Source organism: Pseudomonas sp. McL0111, assembly GCF_052567255.1.
The window spans coordinates 1,585,819-1,603,105 of sequence record NZ_CP199585.1 but is presented as its reverse complement, the minus strand read 5'-3'; the positions used below and the strand labels follow the sequence as shown (position 1 = coordinate 1,603,105).

At 61.0% G+C, this 17,287-nt stretch carries 13 protein-coding genes; 2 read left to right on the top strand and 11 right to left on the bottom strand.

Annotated elements, in window-relative coordinates; translation table 11 throughout:
• Positions 1-79: 79 nt before the first annotated feature.
• From ACTWLJ_RS07220 to hflK (ACTWLJ_RS07205), 4 genes are read right to left on the bottom strand one after another with little or no spacing between them, the layout of a single operon-like run.
• The gene (locus ACTWLJ_RS07220) at positions 80-1,987 is read right to left on the bottom strand and encodes a heavy metal translocating P-type ATPase (protein ID WP_445180378.1); all 1,908 of its coding nucleotides are present in this window, start codon (positions 1,985-1,987) and stop codon (positions 80-82) included.
• Positions 1,984-3,045, bottom strand: coding sequence for a protease modulator HflK (gene hflK, locus ACTWLJ_RS07215; RefSeq protein WP_445180377.1), 1,062 nt, complete (start codon positions 3,043-3,045; stop codon positions 1,984-1,986). The genes ACTWLJ_RS07220 and hflK (ACTWLJ_RS07215) overlap by 4 nt, the downstream gene beginning before the upstream one ends.
• Positions 3,042-4,085, bottom strand: coding sequence for a protease modulator HflC (gene hflC, locus ACTWLJ_RS07210; RefSeq protein ID WP_445180376.1), 1,044 nt, complete (start codon positions 4,083-4,085; stop codon positions 3,042-3,044). The genes hflK (ACTWLJ_RS07215) and hflC overlap by 4 nt, the downstream gene beginning before the upstream one ends.
• The gene (gene hflK / locus ACTWLJ_RS07205) at positions 4,082-6,043 is read right to left on the bottom strand and encodes a protease modulator HflK (protein WP_445181332.1); all 1,962 of its coding nucleotides are present in this window, start codon (positions 6,041-6,043) and stop codon (positions 4,082-4,084) included. The genes hflC and hflK (ACTWLJ_RS07205) overlap by 4 nt, the downstream gene beginning before the upstream one ends.
• 211 nt (positions 6,044-6,254) lie before the next feature.
• Here hflK (ACTWLJ_RS07205) and lpdA point away from each other — a divergent pair, with 211 nt between their 5' ends.
• On the top strand, positions 6,255-7,655 hold the full coding sequence (gene lpdA / locus ACTWLJ_RS07200; protein WP_445180375.1) for a dihydrolipoyl dehydrogenase: 1,401 nt from the start codon (positions 6,255-6,257) through the stop codon (positions 7,653-7,655).
• A gap of 122 nt (positions 7,656-7,777) precedes the next feature.
• Here lpdA and ACTWLJ_RS07195 read toward each other — a convergent pair whose 3' ends face one another.
• Positions 7,778-8,251 (bottom strand): Lrp/AsnC family transcriptional regulator, encoded by a 474-nt coding sequence (locus ACTWLJ_RS07195; RefSeq protein ID WP_445180374.1) that lies wholly within the window; start codon positions 8,249-8,251, stop codon positions 7,778-7,780.
• A 144-nt stretch (positions 8,252-8,395) separates the two neighbouring features.
• Here ACTWLJ_RS07195 and ACTWLJ_RS07190 point away from each other — a divergent pair, with 144 nt between their 5' ends.
• Complete coding sequence (locus ACTWLJ_RS07190) at positions 8,396-9,025, top strand: LysE family translocator (RefSeq protein WP_445180373.1); 630 nt, start codon at positions 8,396-8,398, stop codon at positions 9,023-9,025.
• Here the strand turns inward: ACTWLJ_RS07190 and ACTWLJ_RS07185 are convergent.
• The 6 genes from ACTWLJ_RS07185 to ACTWLJ_RS07160 are packed head-to-tail and all read right to left on the bottom strand — an operon-like array spanning position 9,022 to position 17,246.
• Complete coding sequence (locus tag ACTWLJ_RS07185; protein ID WP_445180372.1) at positions 9,022-11,160, bottom strand: hypothetical protein; 2,139 nt, start codon at positions 11,158-11,160, stop codon at positions 9,022-9,024. The genes ACTWLJ_RS07190 and ACTWLJ_RS07185 overlap by 4 nt on opposite strands.
• Positions 11,147-12,343: a DUF3142 domain-containing protein gene (locus ACTWLJ_RS07180; RefSeq protein WP_445180371.1), complete on the bottom strand. Its 1,197-nt coding sequence runs from the start codon at positions 12,341-12,343 to the stop codon at positions 11,147-11,149. Before ACTWLJ_RS07180 ends, ACTWLJ_RS07185 begins: the two co-directional genes overlap by 14 nt.
• 55 nt (positions 12,344-12,398) lie before the next feature.
• Positions 12,399-13,226 (bottom strand): class I SAM-dependent methyltransferase, encoded by an 828-nt coding sequence (locus ACTWLJ_RS07175; protein ID WP_445180370.1) that lies wholly within the window; start codon positions 13,224-13,226, stop codon positions 12,399-12,401.
• Positions 13,220-14,374, bottom strand: a complete 1,155-nt coding sequence (locus ACTWLJ_RS07170) for an acyltransferase family protein (RefSeq protein ID WP_445180369.1) — start codon at positions 14,372-14,374, stop codon at positions 13,220-13,222. The genes ACTWLJ_RS07175 and ACTWLJ_RS07170 overlap by 7 nt, the downstream gene beginning before the upstream one ends.
• Entirely contained in the window at positions 14,371-15,675 is a 1,305-nt protein-coding gene (locus ACTWLJ_RS07165) for a glycosyltransferase (protein ID WP_445180368.1), read from the bottom strand. The genes ACTWLJ_RS07170 and ACTWLJ_RS07165 overlap by 4 nt, the downstream gene beginning before the upstream one ends.
• Positions 15,669-17,246, bottom strand: a complete 1,578-nt coding sequence (locus ACTWLJ_RS07160; RefSeq protein ID WP_445180367.1) for a glycosyltransferase family 4 protein — start codon at positions 17,244-17,246, stop codon at positions 15,669-15,671. Before ACTWLJ_RS07160 ends, ACTWLJ_RS07165 begins: the two co-directional genes overlap by 7 nt.
• Between the last annotated feature and the right edge of the window lie 41 nt (positions 17,247-17,287).

Sequence of the window (17,287 nt, the reverse complement as noted above, 5' to 3'; positions counted from 1 at the left end):
CGGCTGGAAGGTTGTTCAGTCCCGACATAGCACTAGAGAGACCAGCCCCGACGGCGTTACAGGGCAACCAGAAATATTTTTAAATATCTTTTTCGAGCTTCAGTAAAGGCTCCTGAAACCGCAGCAAGCGCCCGGCATTTCCCAGCACCAGTAACGTGCTGAGGTTATGCAGCAACGCGGCGATCATCGCCCCGGCAGCACCAAGCCAGCCGAATGCAGCGAACACCACGATGGCCAGCGTCCAGCCCAGACCGATGATCACGTTGACCTGCAAGGTGCGTCGGCACTGACGACTCAGGCGCACGCAGGTGCCGAGCCGGCGCAGGTCGCTACCGATCAGCACGATGTCCGCCGAGGCCAGGGCGATGTCCGCACCGCCCGCCCCCATCGCCACCCCGACTACGCCGGCCTTGAGGGCCAGCGAATCGTTGATGCCGTCGCCGACCACCATTGGCCGGAAGCCGTTGTCGATTTCCTTCAACACACGATTGAGTTTGTCTTCCGGTAATGCCTGCGCTTCGACCTCTTGTAAACCGACTTCGTGGGCCAGTGTCTGCGCGACACTTTGGCGGTCACCGGTCAGCAACAATTGTCGGCCAAGACCGAGTTCGCGTAGCTCGCCAAGGGCAAACCGTGCCTCTGGTTTGACGGTGTCGGCCAGCAACAGCCATGCAACGAACTCCCCGTTCAGCGCCAGACCGGCAATCGGCCCGTCGTGTTCGGGAACGGTCGTGGTGGCAATACCCAACTGAGCGAATAGCTCCGGGCGACCCAAAGCAGCTTCGCCTTGAGCGGTCATTGCCACCACACCGAGTCCTTGGCGTTCATGGATATCGGTCAGTGCCAGGCAATCTTCCTGACTGACCAGACCGGCCAGAGCGCGACTCACTGGATGACTGCTGGCCGCGCCGAGGCTGGCGGCGAGTGCCTTCACGGTTGGCTGATCCAGACGCGGGCTGTTGATCGACTGCAAACGCAAAGTGCCGTAAGTCAGGGTGCCGGTCTTGTCCACCACCAGCGAAGTGAGGTCAGCCAGTTCTTCAAGGAACGCCGAACTGCGGATCAGAATCCCGTGCCGCGCCGCCACCGCCACCCCGGCAATCGCCGTAGCCGGTGCCGACAACACCAACGCGCATGGACACGCCGCCACCAACACCGCGAGCATCGCCTGCGCGTCATTGGTGATGAACCAGGTGACTGCCGCCAGTAACAACACCAGCACCATGTAGCTGCCGGCATAACGTTCGAGCAAACGGGTAATCGGTGGCTTGGATCGCTCGGCGTTCTGCATCAACGCGATGACTTTGCCGAGGGTCGATTCACCCCCGGTGCGGGTCACTTCGATGCGCAGCAAACCGTCGAGGTTGATCGCACCGCCGAAGACCGTCATGCCTGCCGCCGCTTCCACCGGTACCGATTCACCAGTGATCGATGCGGTATCGAGACTGGCCTGACCCGAGAGAATCCGTCCATCGGCCGGCACCCGATCCCCGGCACGAACCTCAACAGTGTCACCGGCCTTGAGCGTGCCGTTATCGACTTCGATGATCGAGCCGTCAGCCTGAACCTTACGCGCATGACTGCGGGTCAATTGGCCGAGGGCATGAATCGCCTCTTGCGAGCCGATCACGCTGCGCTCTTCCAGCACATGGCCGAAGATCATGATGATCGGCAGCAGCGCGGCGGTCAGCAAATCCCCGGTGGCCCAGGCGCCGAGCATTGCCAGCGCAATCAACTGATCGGTGATGCCGTGCAGGCTCGGATAACGCAGGCTGTACCACGCCGAACGCATCACCGGCACCGCGACCAGTAAAGAAGCAAAACCCAGCAGCAACTGACTGACGCCGGTCTGCTCGGGCACCAGCCAGCGCCAGATCAACCCGAGGCCGAGCAGACCGAGTGCGAGCATGGCCAGGGTCAGCTGACGCGCAGCGCGGCGTTGTTCGGCCGAGGACAACAGGCTCGGTGCGGCGGTAGTAGCGCTCATTTACTGGCTCCCTGAATGATCAGGCGGGAATCGTCTTTCGGATCGACCGTGGTCACTGAACCGGCCTGTCCGAGAATCTTCGGCATCCGCTCGCGGTAAAGGCGCAACAGCAATTGTGGGTCGGTACCCTGTTGCTGCGCTTTGGCCAGACTCAATACGGTGGCGGTGTCGGCTGAGGCTTTTGCCAGCCGTTCACCGGCCTGAGCGTGAGCCACTTGCAGCGCACGGTCGGCTTGTTCGTTGGCGGTCTGAGTAAGTTTTTCGGCGTCAGTGCGCGCATTGGCCACGGCCTTGTCGGCTTGCTGACTAGCTGTCAGCACGGCGTTGAACGCACTCACCGCTGGCTCCGGCAGACTCGATTGCACATCGACCCGCGCCACTTCGATACCGATGCCCTGCCCGCTGGCTTTCAATTCGGCCAAGCGCCGATTGATGCCTTGCACCAGATCGCCACGCAGACGCTCACGACGTTCGGCGGCCTGATTGTCAGCACCGATCAGCTCCGGCCGGGCGACCAGAATCGTGTCGAGATCCCGCGCCGCCGTCAGTGCAACGGCGCTGCGTGTCACCAGTCGATCCAGAGCGGGCAGCACATGTTCGCCTTGCAGCACGAAGTCATAAGGGTCGGTGACTTTGTAAAACACCCGCACATCCAGTTGCACCACACCGGCATCACCGGTCAGCAGATAACCGGAACCGGCCAATGCATCACTCAGCGGAGTAGCGAACGTGGCGACACGATCAGCCTTCACCGCTTCATTGCTGCGCAGCAGGTTTTCCACTCGGCGTTCGATCACCCGATCCGCCGCTGGCAGCAAAACCACCTGCTCGAACGGCTGCGGCCAAGCCAACAAAAGCCCGGCGTTCTGGATGCGTTCCAGCGCGCCAAAGTGCAAAACCACCGCCCGATTTTGCGTATCGATCTGCCGCACGTTGGAGAATGCCCACGCCAAAGCGGCCAACACTGTCACCGCGTACAAGGCAAAAAACGCCAGACGTCCGGCCTGAATCCATGGGCTATTCAACGAATGTGTTCCACGTGGAACTTCTTCATTCATGGCTGCGATCCGCTTTTGCTGTCGAGCGTCGGCGGGCCGTCGACCAATACACGGAACGGTGCCGCGTCGGTGCGCAGAATCAGTTTGGTGTCCGGGGTGACGATGGTGCCGAGCGTATCCAGCGAACGCAGCAAGTTGTACAACTGCGGCGAACCGGCGTAGGCGCGACCGTAGATTTGCGCGGCTTCGACTCGCGACTGCGCTTCAATTTCGGCGGCTTTCACCGTAGCGTCCGCTTGCACAATTCGCGCGTCGCGCTCGGCGGCAGAACGGATCTGTGCAGCTTCACGCTTGCCGATAGCAGTGCGCTCGGTAGCGATGGTTTCACGCTCGGCGCGCATGCGGTCGACGGTGGCGGTGAGCGTCACCGAGGGCAAGGTCAGGCGTTCGATGCCGACCTGCACCACACGCACGCCATAAGTGGCGAGCAATTGCTGATCGATTTGCTGACGCAGTTGCGCTTCGAAATCAGCGATACGCACCTGACTCGCATCAGTGTTCACCAGACTCGACAGATCGAAACTGCTCGCCGTGGTTTCCAGCGCCGAACCGACAAAGGTACGAATCTGTCGTGCCGCTTCGTCCGGCTGGTTCTGTACTGCGCGCATAAAGCGCTGCACGTTGTCCGGATCACCCTGCACCTGCCACGCCACGTAGGCCTGGACGATGATGCGCAAACCATCGCGAGTGCCGACATCCTGCAAACCGCTGGAGGTGGTGCGCAGACGCAGGTCTACCGGAATCGCCGCCTCGAACGGCGCCGGCCAGCGCCAGCTCAAACCCGGGTCGAGCAATACCCGCGACGGATTACCGAAACGGGTGATGACCGTGGCTTCGCCCGAGCGCACTTGCACCAAACTTGCCGCCGCAATGGCAAACGCCACCAGCAACACGGCCCAGCCCATGCGCCGCCAAGGGAACGGCCCCGCCTCTTCCGGCGCACCGTGATGATGGTGATGATGCCCATGGTGATGCCCGCCATGGCCGTGATCGTCGTGGCCGCTGTGGTCATGCTGATCGTGAGTGTGCGACTGGCTCAATGGGCAACTCCTGGCTGAGCGGTGGTGCGCGCTGGCGTTGGATCAGCCGGCAGCGTAAACGTACGCAAATCGATGGTGGGTGGATTGCTGCTGCCGCCCAGGCGGTGGTCGAGCACCAGCAGTTTGGCTTTGCTCAAACCCTGGCTGAGCTGACTGAGATATTGCTCCAGCACAAAGGCCTGGCCGGCGCTGGCATAGGCTTTTTGTTCAGCGCTGAATTTCAGATCTGCCGCACGCGCCGTGGCATTGATTTCATGCGCGCTGGCACTGGCTTGATCCTTGGCCAGACTGGCCTGCAATTGCGCCTGATTACTTGCCTCGGCAGCCGCTCCGCGTTCACGCGAGATCAACGCCTGCGCCCCGATCTGCGCGGCCTGCACGCCGTGATAGGCATTGGCCGCACCGGCTGGCGGGTGAATTGCTTCAACCACAGTGGCGAGAATTTCCACGCCGCTGTCGAGTTTTTGCAAATCACTCTGCACCGCCTGGCCGATTTCTTCCCCTAGCCCGACGCGGTCTGCGCCGAGCAAACCGTCGAGGGTTCGCGAGGCGAAGTCGTGCACCAGAATCCGGCTGGCGGTGCTGCGGATCAGCGTCGGCACATCTGCGCTGTTATAGGTGGCGGCCAATGCCGCCTGATCGCTCAGGCCAATGCGATAGACGAAACGCACGTCCATGTTGACGATCTGAAAGCTCTGCTGCTCGCCCCGGCTACTGGCGATCACCTGGGATTTGTCGTTGACGTGACTGGCGTCCCACAAGCGGTTGGCCGTCATCGGTGCCGGGCCTTCAGCGGATTCGGGCTGAGTCGGCGCCGGAGTTTCCGCGACGCTGGTGGCAAGCTCATGTACCACGCCGTTTTCCACGATCAATACGCGACCCAACGGCCACGGCAAACCGGTGTGCAAACCCGGGCCGAACACCTCGACCGGTTTGCCGAAACGCTCATAAATGCCTCGGCCTTGCAGGGGGATTTCGTGGATGCCGGTCAACAACCAGCCGACTGCCGCGACCAGCGCCAGCACCGGCAGAAACGCCCGGCGCATGTAGCTGAAGGCCCAGATCTGCCGCAGATCGATACCGAAACGGTTGTGCAATTCGTGCTGCAACGCGAGCAAGGGTTGCGGCGGCCAGCGCAGCAAATCCGCGACAAAACTACGCGCCAGCAGCGTTGGTTCGAGACGTTCGCGGCGCGGACTGAATACTGATAGAACGGCGCGCAATAACAACTCAATCGCGACCAATCCCGGCAAAATACCGATCAGTACCGACAACCGCACAGGCCAAACGGAGTTTTCGCTGGCAAACAACAGACACGCCGCGCCGAGCAGCAGACTGATGATGGTCACCCGCAGCAGCTGCGCCAACGCTCCGGCTTCGGGCCATTGCGCCGGGTTTTCCTGCGCCAGTTGCCGCTCGATGACCAGCAAACCGAAGGCCAGCAGCAACGCGAAAGCCGCGCCGACCGTGGCTGATAAGCCGACCGCAGCGGGCGGTAACGCGAGGTTCCACACCTGCTCGATACTGAGTAACACCAGCAGCGCCCACGCGCCCAACCATAGCGTGCCGGCGCCGATCTGGCGGAGCAGATACACACCGCGCTGGCTCAGGCGATCCAGCAGGCGTTCATACCAACCGTCCGGCGCGGGCTGCGGCTCCTCGGTCACGGGCGTCAGCTCTACCGGATTGATCACCCGTGCGCGCCATTGTGTGACCCAGGCTGCCGACTGCAAGCCTGCGACCAGCACCAGCAACGCTGCGCTCTGATTGACCAGCAGCGCCGGCCATAACGATTGCGCAGCAAACAGCCCGACAAAAAACGCGAGTACCCACCCTGCCCCGGCCAACACAGCGAGCCCGATAGCCAGCCGACGCAAGCGCCGGCCCTGCGTGGCCGCCTGCTGAAAGCGCGGCAGTCCGGTCACTTGCGTGCCATCGATGTCCAGATCGACTTGCATATCACCCCAAAGCCATTGGTTCACGTCTGTTGTCGTTACGATATAACGAAAGCCGTGAAATATTTGTACATAATTGCGCTTATCTAAAGATGCCCAACCTGTCGCTTACCTGAAGCCTTGACCGAAATGTAGGGAAACGCACATATTACGCTCGTAATTTTATTCGCCCTCTATTTTTAGTAATCCGCATCTCTCAACCAGGAGCAAGAGCATGAGCAACTATGACGTGGTGATTCTCGGCGGCGGCCCCGGTGGTTACAACGCGGCTATTCGCGCCGGGCAGTTGGGCCTCAAGGTCGCTTGCGTTGAAGGTCGCACGACCCTCGGCGGCACCTGCCTGAACGTCGGTTGCATGCCATCCAAAGCCTTGTTGCATGCCTCGGAACTGTACGACGCGGCGATGGGCGCGGAATTCGCCAACCTGGGAATCGAGGTCAAACCGACCCTAAACCTCGCGCAAATGATGAAACAGAAAGACCAAAGCGTGAGCGGCCTGACCAAAGGCATCGAGTTTCTGTTTCGCAAGAATAAAGTCGACTGGATCAAGGGCTGGGGCCACATCGATGGCCCGGGCAAGGTCACGGTGACAGGCGATCAGGGCAGCAAAATCGAGCTGACGGCCAAGGACATCGTCATCGCCACGGGCTCCGAACCGACACCGCTGCCGGGTGTAGAGATCGACAACCAACGTATTCTCGACTCCACCGGCGCGCTGTCCCTGAGCGAAGTGCCGAAGCATCTGGTGGTGATCGGTGCCGGAGTGATCGGCCTCGAACTCGGTTCAGTCTGGCGCCGCCTCGGCGCGCAGGTGACCGTGGTCGAATTCCTCGACCGCATCTGCCCGGGCGTCGATGGCGAGGCCGGCAAAACCTTGCAGCGTTCGCTGAGCAAACAAGGGATCGCCTTCAAATTGAGTTCAAAAGTCACTAGCGCCACCACCTCGGCCAACGGCGTGCAACTCAGCGTTGAACCGGCAGCCGGCGGCACTGCTGAATTGCTCGAAGCCGATTACGTGCTGGTTGCCATCGGCCGCCGCCCTTACACCCAAGGGCTGGGTCTGGAAAACGTCGGTTTGAGCACTGATAAACGCGGCATGCTCGCCAATAAACAGCACCGCACCGAGGCCGCCGGTGTCTGGGTGATTGGCGACGTAACTTCAGGCCCGATGCTCGCGCACAAGGCTGAAGATGAGGCCATGGCCTGCATCGAGCAGATAGTCGGCAAGGCCGGTGAGGTCAATTACGACTTGATCCCCAACGTCATCTACACCAAACCTGAGCTGGCCAGCGTCGGCAAGACCGAAGAGCAGCTCAAGGCCGAGGGCCGCGCCTATAAGGTCGGCAAATTCCCGTTCACCGCCAACAGCCGGGCGAAGATCAACCACGAGACCGAAGGTTTTGCCAAAGTCATCGCCGATGAGCGCACTGATGAAGTGCTCGGAGTGCATCTGGTCGGCCCGAGCGTCAGTGAAATGATAGGTGAGTTCTGCGTGGCGATGGAATTCAGCGCCTCGGCGGAGGACATTGCTCTTACCTGCCACCCGCACCCGACGCGCTCGGAAGCGTTGCGTCAGGCGGCGATGAATGTGCAGGGGATGGCGACGCAGATGTAGGTTGCGAAATCTTTATTGCCTGGACAGTCGTCATCGCTAGCAGGCTAGCTCCCACAGTGAGTTTTTGGTCAATACAAAACCCCTGTGGGAGCTAGCCTGCTAGCGATGAAGGCAACTCGGTCTCAAGCAGGCAAATGCCCCAGCGGCAAGGCTCCCGGCGTCTTCACCGTGTGGATCGCAAAGTTGCTGCGAATATCACTCACACCCGGCAATTTCAGCAGGCAGCCGGTGAGAAAACGGTCGTAAGCGCGCAGATCCGGCACCACCACTTGCAACAGGAAATCCGATTCCCCGGATACCAGAAACGCCGAAATCACTTCCGGCAACGCCGTTACCGCCGTGTAAAAGGCTTCTGCCTGTTCATCGTTATGGCGCTCGACCTTGACCCCGACAAACACCGTCAACCCCAGCCCGATTTCATCCCGATCCAGTGTCGCCTGGTAACCGCGAATCACCCCGGCCTCCTCAAGCATCCGTACCCGGCGCAAGCAAGGCGACGCCGACAATCCAATCTCATCGGCCAGTTGCACATTGCTCAGGCGCCCGTCCCGTTGCAGAGCGGCGAGGATCTTGCGGTCGAAGGCGTCCAGTTTCATGTTTGGCAGATCTCGATGGCTAACGTATAAAAAGAAAGCAGGTTATGCCAATCCTGACCGCTTTTGAAGCGAACTACGCAAGCACCTGCCCTGCCCCTCAGCCATAGACTGAGCAGACCGAATCGACAACGAAAGGGCTGCGACATGGCGAGTTTATGGCTGTTCTTTATGGCACTGGCGGTGGTTTATCTGTTGCCCGGGCCGGACATGATCCTGCTGTTGCAGACCGGCGCCCGTCAGGGTCGCGGCGCGGCGCTGGCCACCGCCATCGGTCTGGGGATTGCCCGGGCTTGTCATGTGGCATTGGCGGCGCTGGGGCTGGCGGCGTTGTTCAAGGCTGCGCCGTGGACGTTCGATGTGGTGCGGCTGGCGGGTGCGGCGTATCTGTTGTGGATCGGTATTCAGTGCTTACGCAACACGCTGGTGCCGAACCTGAATAGCGGCGATGTTGCTGCCACTCACGGGCAATGGCGTGAAGCGATCCGTCGTGGCTTGCTGACTAACCTTCTAAATCCGAAAGCCTTGCTGTTCTGCTCGGTGCTGTTGCCGCAGTTCATCGTCGCCAATGGCGCACCGGTGCTGACGCAGTTCGCCACCCTAGGGATGCTGCTGGTCGGCGTCGGTCTGCTGTTCGACAGCGCCTACGCCCTGACCGGCGCCGCGCTGGGCCGTTGGCTGCAACGCAGTCCATCAGCCCAACGCTTGCAGCAATGGCTGTTCGGCAGCCTGTTGATCGGCTTCGCCGTGCGCCTGACCTTCGTGCAGCAGGCTTAGCCTTTGCGGGCCTTGCGCTGGCGACGGTTGATCAACAGCAATGCCCCGGCCGTGAACAGCACGATTGCACCGATCTGCACCGGCCGCTTGTATGGCCTTAAAGCAGCACGAGCAGAATCGGTGACCTGGGTGATGTAGCGCTTGTTGGCGTTTTCAAAGTCCGGAAACGGGCATTGATTACCGAAGTCCACCGCCCACAGCACATACGGGCCTTCCTTCACGTACCGTTGATAGAGCGCGCTCTGCTCTTCCAGGCTGCTGTTCCAGCCGGCGGCATTGCACAGTACGGCGGCAAACGCCTGACTGGTATGCGGAAGATTATCGGCGGCGCGGCTGGCCAGTGCGGTGGCGACGAAACGGTAGTGATAACGCTGATCCGGTTTGGCTTCGCTGGCTTGCTGACGTTTCACTTCGTCTTCGGCCACCAGCGGCCCGACCTTCAGTTCGACGGATTCCAGGCTGTAGTTACCGCCAAACGTGGCGTAGTCCGGCGCCATCTCGTAACCGAGAATATCCATGCCCCATTCGCGGGCCGTCCACGCCGCGTTGTACAAGGCACTGGCACGCTTGGTCGGCCACCAGGCGCTATCGGCCTTCAGCCGCTGATCGCCATAGAGTCTGGCCTTGTGTCGCAAGTCGTCATTGTCGAAGTAGGCGACGGCTTCCTGATAATGCCCTTCACGCAACAAGCGCCGGCCAAGCAGATTGCGCAAACTCGCCGCGACCGGCAGCGGCACATAGTTGTCACGATCCTGCTGAGTCAACTCCGGTGGGGCCGGCACGTTTTCATCGACGTAGCGCTTGAGCTCATCAACTGTCAGCACGCGCTCGGCCACGGTCGCGGCATCGAACCAATAAATGCTGTTGCTGCGATACAACTGGACGAACGCTTGCAGGTATTCACCCCGTTGCAGCGCCAGAATTGCGCTCTCACCTTCGACCCGGCATTTCGGCTGGACAGTTTCATACGCCCAGTCCGGCGTGCGGCGATAACCCCAATCCTCGTTCTGCGGGAAGGCCTGCGCGGCTTTCGAATAAGCAGCGGCGGCAGCAACTTTGTCGCCATCGCGCACTGCCAGTTTTGCCCGCAGCCACCACGCCAGCCCGCTGTCCCCGGCGTTTTCGAGGAAGGCCTTGGCGCTGGTGTAATCGCCCTGTTGATAATTCATTGCCGCCAGTCGATCGGCGTTTTCCAGGCTGCCACGGGTGCTGTCTTGCAGCAGCTTGATGAGTTTTTTCTCGTTCGGCGGTTGTTCGTCAAATGACCAGCCCATGCGACTGACCAACGATGCCGTGACCAGTTGCTGCACTGCCTTGTGCTGCAGCAGGTTGGCCAATTCGGGCTCGGGCAATTGCGCCAGATCATTCATCAGCAGTTTCAGCGAGGTGTTGCCCACCGCCGAACCGTGCAGGTTCTGCGCCTCATACAGTTCGATGGCGCCGCTCCAGTCGCCAGCGCTGCGCAACACCCGTGCTTCTTCACCGAGGCTGGCGACCCCCAGTTCCAGCGGATCGCTGAAACCGTCGATGCTCATTTGCCGCGTCTGGCGGAAGGCATCACGGGCCTGTTCCAGCGCCTCGACGGGATCACCCGCTTCGGCGCTTCTGGCAAACCAGGTACGCCCCAAAGAATACGCAGCCCACGTGCTGCGCAACGGTCGCTGATCGGCCGGCAGTGCCAGCAGCTTGCGGAAATATTCGGTCGCCAGTTGATGATCACCCGTGGCAAACGCTACCGCGCCAGCCACGTACAAACGGATTTCCGCCGGCAGACTGGCGCCCTGCTCTTCGACCTGACGTGCATCGGTCAGGCCACGCAGTTGCTTGACCAGTGCTTGCTGCTCGGCGCTCAAACCTGCCTGTTCGGCCTTGTCGCGCAGCTCGGCGCGGGCATTTTCCTCGCCGTACATTTCGTCGGGATTGTAGGTCGCGGCGGTGACATTGTTCAGGCCGGCGATGGTTTTGCCGAGGCGGCTGATCTCGAAGTTGAAGTTGCCCTCAGGCAAGTCCGCCAGCGTTTGCCCGCGATTGTCGAGCAGACGCATCGGGAAGTCCGGCCCGCAGGCCAGCGCCGTACCCAGCGGCAGGCTGAGGCTCAGGCAGAGCAGATGGCGGGGCCAGTTACGGGTCAACATGCGAACCTCCTTGATCAATATTTGCGCAACGCGCCCAACCGATGGCGCGCTGCCCGTCAGCCGGCAGACGGCCTTCGCGCAGGCGGGTGAAGGTAAGCAGATCGGCGCTCTGTTGCAATGCATAACCGGCGAGCGCATCGGCACCCTCGCAGTTCTGTGCCTTCACGGTGATCCGTTCAGGCCAGGCGCTGTCGAGGTTGCCGCCGTTGCTCAGGCGAATGTCTTGCAGGCCATTCTGGTCGCTGAAGGCCAGCGCCAGATGACTGCTCAGTGCGTCACCCCGGGCCACGGCGCGCAAGGTGGTCAGGCTCCAGGCCCGGCGATCATTGGCCAGCGGCAGGCGAAACCAGATCAGGCCGGCCAGGTGTTCCGGCGGGTCTTTGCGCAGCGCTATGGCGAGTTGGCTCAGTTGCAGCGGATCGGCGAGCAGTTCCCGACGTTTTCCGCCGCGTTCGAGTGGTACTTCACTCTCCACCACTGGCGCACCTTCGGCATCCGCCAACAGCGCAACGCCGTAGGCCGGCAACGCCAGGTAAAACGGTTTGTCGGTGATTTTTCCCCACGCCGTCGCCCAGTCCCGAGCTTGCTTGGCATCAAACAAACCGCGGCGTGGATCACTGACCGCATGCACCTGCAACACGCTGCTGTCCACCGTTGCCAGCAGCGTCGGCAGCTGCGGACTGGCGAGCCATGCCGGCAACGCAGTGATGCTCAGGGGTAAGGTAGCTGGTAACGCAGCGCGCAGATGTTTGAGGAATTCGGCGTAGGTCGGCAGGCGTGCATTACCGGCGTCGTGATCGATCTCGACGCCGCTCAGCGTCAGGCCCTGCGCTTGCCATTCGGCGATTACCTGAAGGATTTGCGCAGTGACTTGCTGCTGATCCAGAGCCTTGAGCTGCCCATCAAGACGGATCACTGCGATCAACGGGCGACCGTCCTGTTTCAGCAGCGCCGGATCAATCCGCGCCCGGCTCCACCCGGCATTCGGAAAGGCCTGCAACGCCAGCACCCGTAACGTCGAAAAGTCAGAACGACTGTCCTTCAACGCGGACTCATGGGCCGGCGTCCATTGCCGCTGCCAGACGTAAAGCTGTTGATCGAGCGGCGGTGCATCTTTTTGCTCACAGGCAGAGAGCAAAAACACCGAAGCCAACAGGGCTGATACCCCAGCGATAAAGCGCATACCTTGCACAATCCCAATCAATCCAAGGCTGCAAGGTTACACAAAACCCCGTGGCTCAGGGCTTACGGGCAATGATCACCTGACTCTTCGCTACAACGGCGTCCAGCGCGTCCTTGATCTGCGTGCCCCGCGGTGAGTCGAGTACCGCTTGCCAGGTGTCGGCCCAGTGATTGAGCAAAGGATGATCGGGGTTGCTGAAATCGACCTTGGCTTCCCAGAACAACAGCATCCACATCGACCAGTAAAAGCCGTACTGGCTGTGGCTGACGATCTCCAGACCGGCGTCGCTGACCATCGCCTTGAACTGCTCTTCGGTAATGATGCGAATGTGGTTGGGCTTCTGGAAGTACTCTGGCGCCGCGATATCTTTCTGCAAGTCTTCGGAGCTGGGATGCGGCACGCTCAGCAGGTACAGCGCACCCGATTGGCCGACACGCACCAGTTCGGCAAGAAACTGCGCCGGGTCTTCGACGTGTTCGATGACTTCAGTGGACACCACACGAGTCGCGGTGCCGTCGGCAATCGGCAGCGGATTGCAGTCGGTGACATGGCACTCGATCTCACGTGCCGGCGTATCGCCGAGGCGCTGGCGCGTGGCTTCAACCTTGGCGCCGTCGATGTCGGCAATGATGATCTTCGCCCCGCGCATCCCACAGAAATGCACGTTGCCGCCATCGCCGCAGCCAACGTCGAGCAGGATGTCATCCGCCGACACCTTGAAGCCTTTGAACAGTTCGTCGGTCTCCTGGTTGAACCAGCCGCTGAGCTTCGCGTCGTACAGACCGAGCATGTACGGATCGACCTTGTTGGCGACCGGAGCGGCAGGCTCCACCGGGGCCGGTGCAGGCGTCGACGCCGTGAGTTTCTTCAATAGGCTCAGCATGAGGTGGCTCCAGGGGATGGGACGGCGGTTCGCGACGTACCGAGGCGTTGCACCAGTGCAGCGCCGCGATTGCGCATCGGCATTTCGATAAGGCGGTAATTCAGCTCGCTGAGCAGCACGATCAGCCCAAAGGCGAGCACCAGCGTAACAATCGGATGCCCGGCCGGGCTGGGCAAACCCGCGCCCTGCAAGCGGAAGATCAGTTCACGCACCAGCAGATAGGCCGGGATATGGATCAGATAGATGCCATACGAACGGCTGCCAACCCACGCCATCAGCCGCTGCAAACGACCGGTCGGCAGCAGGTAGTCGCGATTGTACGAGGCGATCCATACCAGTAGCGCACTGAGCACGGCGATTGAGCCGATGCGATACGGCGCAAAGGTGAATCGGTCGGTGGCCATGAAGCTGAGCAGCAGCGCTGCGCTGATAAATACAGCTAATCCAGCCCAGCCATGGCGCAAAAACTTCGGTTCCCAGCGCCGATAGCCCGGCTGCACGCTCCATATCGCCAGCAGCACGCCGAGCGCCAGCGCATCCGTGCGAACCACCATCAGCAACGGCGTACGCAGCGTGAACAATTGCACCGCCACCAACGCCAGCAACGCCCAGACCAGATGCTTGCGGCACAGCACAATCAGCAGCGGGAACAACAGGTAGAACTGTTCCTCCAGCGCCAGGCTCCAGTAAACGAAACTGCTGCCGTACTCGTAATGAAAGAAGCTGTCGGCGAAACGGAAATTGGCGTATTGCAACACCCCCGCCAACGTCGCCTGCAGGTTCGCCGACAGTGTGCCGAAGGCCCCTGAGCGGTTGAGAAACATGCACGCCAGCAACATCAGCGCCAGCCACAACCACGCCGACGGCAACAGCCGAAACGCCCGGCGCAACCAGAAGTTGCGGGTCTGTTGCCAGTATTCCCGAGGCGAGCGGCAGTCTTGCAACTGCGGGATCAGGCTACGGGCGATGACGAATCCGGAAATCGCAAAAAACAGATCAACGCCCCACCACGTCTGCGCCACGCCATGAGCCTTTTCCAGCAACGGCACCGGATCGGTAAAAAGACTGCCCTGCAAATGATGGAACAGCACGCCGAGCACCGCGATAGCGCGCAGCACTTCAATGTCCATGATCCGTTTGCTGCTCATGCGCCGGGAGCCTCGACATGAGCGATGCCACGATGCTCGAACAATTGGGCCAGGAAATCTCCCAGTCGCTGCTCAGCCACAGCCTGGCTGCAGAACCCCTGAAGACTGACAACCGCTTGCGCCGACATCTGCGCATAACGCTGCGGATCGTGTTTCGCCACTTCGTAACTGGCGCGATAGGCCACGCACAACGATGCCCAGTTGGTCATGTAACGCAGCGTGCGGTAAGCCTTGCGCGGGTCGTGAGGCCAGGCGGTGAGTTCGTCGGTGGACTCGATCAGAAACGCGTTGTCGGCGCTCAGGTAATCGATCATCGCCGTGGTGCGTGGCGCCACGGCCGGTTTGCCGCAGGACATGAATTCCATCAGCGGCAGGCACTGGCCTTCGCCGTAGGAAGTGTTGACCACATAGCGGGTCGCTTGCACCAGACGCTCGTAGTCCGCATCCGCCAGATAGCCGTAAATCAGCACGATGCGGCAGCGATAGGACTGGTTCTTGTACAGGTGATGGAGGATGTCGCTCATCGCCAGTTCGGCATCGTGGTGCGTGAGCTTGAGCACCAGCGTCGCGTCTTCGGTGTCACGGAAGGTCACGCAAAAAGCGCTGAGCATGTCTTCCCAGTTTTTGCGGCCATCACCGGGGTTGAACACCGAGGTGTAGACCACGCCGTCGAGCAACAACTCCTGCTCGGTGACCGGCGCCTCGAAGTCGATGCCGACGCCACGGCGCAGATGTTTCGGGCCAAAGGCGTTGACGTCGAGCTGACGGCTGTCGGCCACCAGCCCCTTGATCTTCAAGCGCACCGGGCCGCTTTGCGCTTGACCCTTGAGTTGCTCGCCACGCGCGGCAAAACGGTCCCACACTGGCGCCGGCACGGCGACTATCGGGTAATCGGCGTCCATCGCCTCGCGCACCGCGTTGACGGTGTAGCTGGAATGGGTGATCGCTGCACCGCAAGCGCGCAGCACCGTACGCCAGTCGTTGCGCGGTTCGCCGGCAAACGGCTCGTTGGGAATGGTGCTGAATTCCCAGGCGAACACCGGCAATGTCGGGCAGGCAAAATGCAGTGGCGTGCGGTGTGGCGGCGAGAACGACAGGAACACACAGGGCTCACCGCGAGCCAGACATTCCAGGTACAACGCATCGACTTCCCGCGCCGGATCGGTGACTTCGATCACCCGGCCCAGACGTTCAAGGACTGGCCGGTATTCCTTGAGGACGAAGTAATAGCTGTACTCCGAGCGTCCGAGGTTCTGCACGATGGTGTGCTGATTGGTTTCCGAATGAATGATGATCAGCATGAGGCGTTATCCGTCACGGTTCCAACGTTGGCCGCTTGCGGGGCGAGGCCGAAGAAATCGGCCATGCGCTGCTGCACCGGGGCGAACGCGCAGTAATCGTGCATACGCTCAATCGCCGCATCGGACATCTGCCGATATTGCCCGGGTTGCGTCGTGGCCATTCGGTAACTGTCTTCGTAAGCGGTTTTCAGCGATCCCCAGTCCGGGCGATAGCGCAGGGTGCGATAGATGATGCGCGTGTCCTGAGGCCAGATGGTCAGCTCTTCACTGGACTTGACCACGAACGCCACCGATTCATCGATGTAGTCTTCCATCGCCGTATGATTCGGCGCGATCACCGGTTTGCCGCTGGCCATGAATTCCATCAGCGGCAGGCACAGACCTTCGCAGCGCGAAGCATTCACGTAGAAACTGGCAGCCTCGTAGAGCCGGGCGAATTGTGCATCATCCAGATAGCCGTGCATCACCAGCACGCGGCAGGCGCAAGGCGAAAGCTGCGCCAGCAGGGTCATCAATTCGCTGTAGTAGGACGCCAGATCGCCCTGGGTAATCTTCAGCACCAGCGTCGCGTCAGGCGTTTCGCGGAATGCCCAGCAGAATGCGGTGATCAGTTGATGCCAGTTTTTGCGGCCATCCTGAGGGTTGAACACGGTGACGTAGATCACCCCGTCCACGTTGGTTTCGACCACCGATGAGGTGTCCGGCAAATCCAGCGGCGGTGGCTCGATCACCAGTATGGCGGGCGCACCGGCAATCGCCGGCAGACGTTGTTCAAGCCAGGCATGCGCCTTGTCCGACACCAGGTCGCGAACGCCTTCCCAATACCAGTGATGAAGAAACTTCACGCGAGGTATTGGCGGCGATTGCTCGCGGCCAAGGTTCAGTGCCCACAGACGCAAATAGTGCCGGGCAATCACGAAACGCCGTTTGAGGGTCAACGGAGGTGGGCGCGCCGCTTCGATTTGCGCGGCCAGTGCGGCCTCTTCTTCGGCGGTCAACGGCGTGGGAATCAGCGCATCGGCGGACAAGTTCAGCGTACGCGTATCGAACAGGCAACCCTTGATCGCCAGCGACACACCGGGATTGACCGGCGCACTGACATGACGCTCACGAATGGCGGCAAAGTTTTCCCACAACGGTGTCGGCAGCACCAGCACCGGAAAGTCTTCCCCCATCGACCGGCGGATGGCACGGGCGGTATGGCTTGACAAGGTGATGACCCGGCCCTGACGCGCAAGCATTTGCGTCCAGTCCTGGCGCGGGTCGTCGTCACGCTGTTCGTCGGGAATCGAATCGAACTCCCACGCCACAACGCAGACTGTCGGGCATTCAAGATCGTTCGGGGTTTTCTGCGGCGGAGTGAACGACAGGAACAGGCTGTCTTCGCCCGCAGCGCGCAATTGCCGGAAGAGCGGATCGACCTCGGCGGTGGAGGACACCACATGCACTCGCCCAAGGCTTTCGAGCACCGGACGATATGCCTTGAGCACGAAGTAGTAACTGTATTCGGGACGCCCGAGACTCTGGCTGATGGAACTGTCGTTGACGTCCGAGTAAAGAATGAAATTCATGGCATCCCACGATGAAACCGCCATCCCGGCAGTCTCACACT

Coding starts and splice junctions, on each gene's coding strand:
- ACTWLJ_RS07220 (WP_445180378.1), bottom strand. CDS start 1,987: ATGAGCGCTACTACCGCCGCACCGAGCCTGTTGTCCTCGGCCGAACAA.
- hflK (WP_445180377.1), bottom strand. CDS start 3,045: ATGAATGAAGAAGTTCCACGTGGAACACATTCGTTGAATAGCCCATGG.
- hflK (WP_445181332.1), bottom strand. CDS start 6,043: ATGCAAGTCGATCTGGACATCGATGGCACGCAAGTGACCGGACTGCCG.
- lpdA (WP_445180375.1), top strand. CDS start 6,255: ATGAGCAACTATGACGTGGTGATTCTCGGCGGCGGCCCCGGTGGTTAC.
- ACTWLJ_RS07195 (WP_445180374.1), bottom strand. CDS start 8,251: ATGAAACTGGACGCCTTCGACCGCAAGATCCTCGCCGCTCTGCAACGG.
- ACTWLJ_RS07190 (WP_445180373.1), top strand. CDS start 8,396: ATGGCGAGTTTATGGCTGTTCTTTATGGCACTGGCGGTGGTTTATCTG.
- ACTWLJ_RS07185 (WP_445180372.1), bottom strand. CDS start 11,160: ATGTTGACCCGTAACTGGCCCCGCCATCTGCTCTGCCTGAGCCTCAGC.
- ACTWLJ_RS07180 (WP_445180371.1), bottom strand. CDS start 12,343: ATGCGCTTTATCGCTGGGGTATCAGCCCTGTTGGCTTCGGTGTTTTTG.
- ACTWLJ_RS07175 (WP_445180370.1), bottom strand. CDS start 13,226: ATGCTGAGCCTATTGAAGAAACTCACGGCGTCGACGCCTGCACCGGCC.
- ACTWLJ_RS07170 (WP_445180369.1), bottom strand. CDS start 14,374: ATGAGCAGCAAACGGATCATGGACATTGAAGTGCTGCGCGCTATCGCG.
- ACTWLJ_RS07165 (WP_445180368.1), bottom strand. CDS start 15,675: ATGCTGATCATCATTCATTCGGAAACCAATCAGCACACCATCGTGCAG.
- ACTWLJ_RS07160 (WP_445180367.1), bottom strand. CDS start 17,246: ATGAATTTCATTCTTTACTCGGACGTCAACGACAGTTCCATCAGCCAG.